General features: G+C 45.6%; 1 protein-coding gene. It reads right to left on the bottom strand.

Annotated features, from left to right (window positions below; genetic code table 11):
* A partial coding sequence (locus EAE89_RS22180) for a DUF637 domain-containing protein (protein WP_214086601.1) occupies positions 1 to 4,756 on the bottom strand: 4,756 nt, incomplete at its 3' end.
* Positions 4,757 to 4,957: the final 201 nt, after the last annotated feature.

Here is a 4,957-nt window from a genome sequence, read left to right as displayed (position 1 = left end):
CAGATGTAGACCCTTTGACCGCCCCCAAGCCACCACCAGCCATACTGACTATTCCAGTGACCAGTTTTCCTATCTCCAGCCCCGCATTATAGGCTCCCTCTGGACCCGCTTGTTCATATTCGGCTTTGACAACATCAAGCTGCTTGAGATAACTATCCTTTGTTGCCTGCCAGATAAAGCCGGGCATATCTTCCTGAATTAACAGTGTCCTGAGCGATTCAATGACTTCCGAAGGATTAGAGACTGCGCCGACAATAGCCATCACGCTATCATAGAGTTCTGATGGAATACCGGAGACAAAACCCGCCGCCAAATGACCATCTTGTGAACCACTCATCAAACCCCATTTAGCAAAAATCTGCGCCTTTTTAAGGTAGTTGGATTCTGCCGCCAGTTCTTTTTCCATTAATTGCTGCTGGTGATGAGCCAGGTAATTATAACGGAAAGTGTTCTCCGCACCGCTTGCGCCACTATAAGCCCCGTCTGCTTTACCGGTAAATACCGCACCGGCAAAACCACCAAAAACACGGGCAATTTGCGCTTGTCGCTCCGAGGTTTTCTGCCATTCTTCGGCTTTGATCAGATTATCTCCCATCATGATACCCGCCAGTTCCGCAGCCAAAGCCCCCGCCATTGCACCTTTGGCATTCCCCCGGCCAATTTCAGCACTGATACCTGCAACAACGGCGTGGCTTAACGTTTTGCCCAGCACTCCCAGGACCTCGCCATTATCACCAATCAATCGGGCGCCTTCCGCGTTAATCTGGCTGCCAATATTAGCCAACAGAGCCGTAGTCAAATTATCGTTAAAACTGCCGCCGTTAATGGTGGTATTCAGGCTGGCACTGATAATGGATTGACCCGCGACTCGCTGGATGACTTTATTCCAGTCACCATGGCTGATTTGAGGTAATTTCGCTTTTGTGGGATCTAATGTCGTGCCATCAGCCGCTTTATCCCATCCCATGTAGGCATCAAACCCGGCCAAGGCCCCCCCAAGCGCCATTGAGGTAATGGTGGATTTAACCGCATCACTGCTACCTAACACTTTTAGTGCTTTGGATATGTCCCCCTGATTATCCACAATAGCCACTGCCGCCTGGGCCGTCAGTGATGACATGCCCGCCGTTAACGCCCCACCCGCAACGCTATTGCCCGCATAAGAGGCAACAGAGGCCGCCAGAGAGCTGCCTGCGGTTGCCGCCGCTGCCGCAATCGCAATCACCGCAGAAACTACGGGGTTTAAACTCTGGCTCTTGTGATCCCAACTGTCATACGCATCCTTGACCACATTCCACTGGATATCTTTATTGTCATTGAGTCCTTTCAGCCAGGCGGTCTCCGGTGTATTCCCCAATCCGGCCAGGACATTTTGTAATGACTGACCATTTTTGGCTTTGATATCCGCGCTGACGCCGTTAGCCGCTTCTACGGTCAGTTTTCCGCCAATATGCATAGCCGGAAGCACCCACGTGTCTTTGGTATAACCTTTATCCCGGTGTTTGATATAAAAACCGGTGGAGTGGGTAATGGTCTGCTCAAAAGTGGTATTTTTTACCGCCTTAAAGTTGACTTTACCGTGCGTGCTGGTCAGTCTGGCATTTTTATTGGTGGCAATTTTGCTGGCTTCGTAAGTGCTGTCATCCCGGCTTAACAGATTAATGTCCCCCTCAGCGATAAATTCCGTGACTTTGTTGGTGACATCATGACGGGTGCGTTGATGGGTTTTCTTCCTGCCATACCAGTTACGGCTTGTTTCTGTTTTCTCATAATGACTGGATTCTTCCATGGCCTGCGCGTACAGATAACCGCCTTTTGCGGCGACATCCATAGCCCCTTTAGCCGCCAGTTTGGTGGCCTGGAAAAGAAGACTGCCGTTTGAGAGCACGGTCAGTACGCCGCCGCTGGTCAGTTCGGTGCCTTGCTGAGTCACTGATCCCGTGAATTCCCGGTTACCTTCCCGGTAGGCGTGGTTCTGCACCGATTCAAAACGCATATTGCCCCCGGAGGAAAACAGGATGTCACCCTCAGACGTCAATTGAGAGCCGGCTGTGGTGATATCACCATTTGCTGCCATCGTCAGTTTTTTATCACCACGAACCTGAGCAATAATATGCCGGTCATCTTTGTCATTATTGTTTGCTTTGTTCATGGCAGAATAAGCCTGGGCAGAGAGGGTAATATTCCGGCCTGCGGATAATAATGTATTACCGTTTGCCCGTATCTGAACGGCTTTCCCGTTGATGTCTGCCCCACTGATAATACTGACATGATCCTTTGCCGTGATTTTACTGCTGTATATGGGTGATCCCTGGGATAACGATAAATCAGCCTGATACCTGGGTTCACAAGCACTGAGATCAATATCTTTGGCTGCACTTAAATAAATATCTTTTCCGGCAGACATCTCTGAGCCTTTGGCAAAAAGCGTATTCCCCGCATTAATCGTTAATGATTTTAAGGCAGTTAAAATTCCCGGTATGGGGGCATGATGCCGATTGGATAACGTTGATTTTGCAAAAGTATAAGTATCTGCATGGTTTTCTATGGTGACATCATGACGGGCTGACAAAGAGATATTTTCAGCCGGTTGTAAATAGACATTTTGTAAAAGCAGGTTTTTACCCGAATTGAGAGTTAAATGACCGCGGGCATTTAATTGATTGGATGCGGGATGCTCACCCGTTCTATGTTGTTCCCAAATATGGCCGACTTCATCACCGTTATGAAATGCAATATCCCCATAACGACTGAGCGCGGTCACCTCCTTTCCGCTGATATGACTGCGCCAGAGAGAGATATTATTGACAGCCGCCATAGATAAACTATTAGGGGACAAAAGTATGGCATTTTTTAGGGTGATATCACTCTCGGAAACAATATTGACATCATGAGCCGCGTTGATTTTATCACTGAGGGTTATTTTTCCCGCATGTAATAGGATATTTTCAGCGGACAGTATTGCGGGCAGTTTTTCACTGTCGACGGGATAATTGAATAAATTGAAACCTGCCGGGGCACTGTAAGGATAATAAGTATTAATATGAATACTGTCACTAAAGTCGGCGACAAGATGACCTTTTGCGATAATACTGGCGCGCTCAACCACCAGTTTGTCTTTTCTAATATCATATTTGACTTCACCGTTGGGTAAGAGATGATAATTTTTATCATCCCATTGATGATAGGTGTCAATTTTTCCAGAAATACCATTAGAAGCCAGTTGATAGATCCCCGTAGGGATATTCAGTGAATCGGTTATAGAAACATAACTATCCTTAGGGAAATATTCAAAGAGATTAAAAGATCCTGATTTGTCCTCAGATATTCGGCTGGTATTGGAAAGATTTTTGCCCGTCAAAAATATATCTTTTCCGGCTTCAATTTTGCTCATTTCCTGATTTGATAATAGATCACTGTTAACATAAATATTTCCGCCAGACATCAGGACACTGGGTTGCATGCTTTTTAATTTATATTCACTTTCATATTGTGCGGCAAGGATATCAAAATTTTTATCTGTCGGGTTGGGTGCGGTTTCTCTTTTTTCGAAATAATAGATACTCCTGACATTATTCAGTTCATGAGTCCTGACAACCAAATCGCCCTTCACGGTTTTTATTGTTGCCGATCTATTCTCGACAAGTTTACCTTTATTCCCTTGAGCATCCTTCTGTATCCACATATGATTATTGGCTTGCAGAAGTGCTTTATCTCCGATATTACGTAAAGTATCACCCAATATCCGTGCATCCCGGCCCGCAGTGACACGCCCTTTATTATCCAATTCAGTACTTGCCAGAGTAATATCCCGTTCTGACTGTATCTGGATATTTGGCGCAATATGGGTTTCTTTCGCACTAAGATTAAAATCCGTTTTAGCGTTGACCTTTCCCAGTTCAATTTTACCATTAACGTTTAAGGTAATATCACGCTGGTCACTGGTTAAATCTTTCAGATTAACGCCGACCCCCTCTTCTGTGGCAATCAAGCGGATCTTATTAGCATACATACCCCCTAAGGCTTTGGTATCAATCGCTAATTGAGGCTTAGCGCCTTCTCCGGTGATTTTTTTCACTGTGCCATCGTTAAAATCAATCCGATTAGCCCCTTGTGTCAGGGATAAATTATTCGCCTGAATTTTTCCATTTAATTCAGTCACCCGGCTGATAATATCGACATAATCCGTCGCCTTGCCATCCAGCCCTTTACCGCCAAGGGTAATCTGGCCTTGTTTAACCTCCAGTGCTTCCAGTGCGCCCTGTTTATCAAATTGAGGCTTACCGGTAGTCAATGTTGCACTGCCGGTATTAATAAAACCACAGCCATCACAGCTAATGCCATTGGGGTTAGCTATCATCACATTGGCTTTATGACCCAGAATTTCCAGTTTGCCTTGCAGGTCAGACTGCCCATTACCGGTGACTTCATTAATAATTAATTCGGCGGCTTTACCTTTTAAGTGGCTATTTGCATTTAATTGCCCGGCTAATTGTGACTGAGCCGCCTGAGTAGCGTTATTAAGCACTGCTCCTTGAGTGGCAACATTAAACTCTTTATAAGTGTTGTGAGATATCCCGGCACTATTAGGAGTAGCAATATTGACAACCGGCACATTTCCCTGAATTTGTACCTGTGTTTGGGGATTATCCGGCGTTATTCCCGCCGCCATAGCCGGGTGCAGTGGCTGAATGGCCGTCAGGTAAATTAAAAGATAACTCGTGCCTCTCGCCACAGAGTTGCTGAGTTTATTCATCGTACTATCCCTTTTGCTAAACTTAAGTGTGACAAAGTCAATGATCTGACCAATAAGTGACTCGGTTATCTGCGGTCAGGCTGCGGTGATAAAACAGCCATCTTTCCACAGAGAATATTGATGATTTAATAGTGACATCATCAAACTATTCTAATGTGAAATTAATTGACCGTCAGAATGAATAGTGTGAAATGTGATCAG

It is taken from the genome of Photorhabdus heterorhabditis (genome assembly GCF_018448905.1).
GTDB lineage: Bacteria > Pseudomonadota > Gammaproteobacteria > Enterobacterales > Enterobacteriaceae > Photorhabdus > Photorhabdus heterorhabditis.
This window is presented reverse-complemented; position numbering and strand designations above follow the sequence as displayed.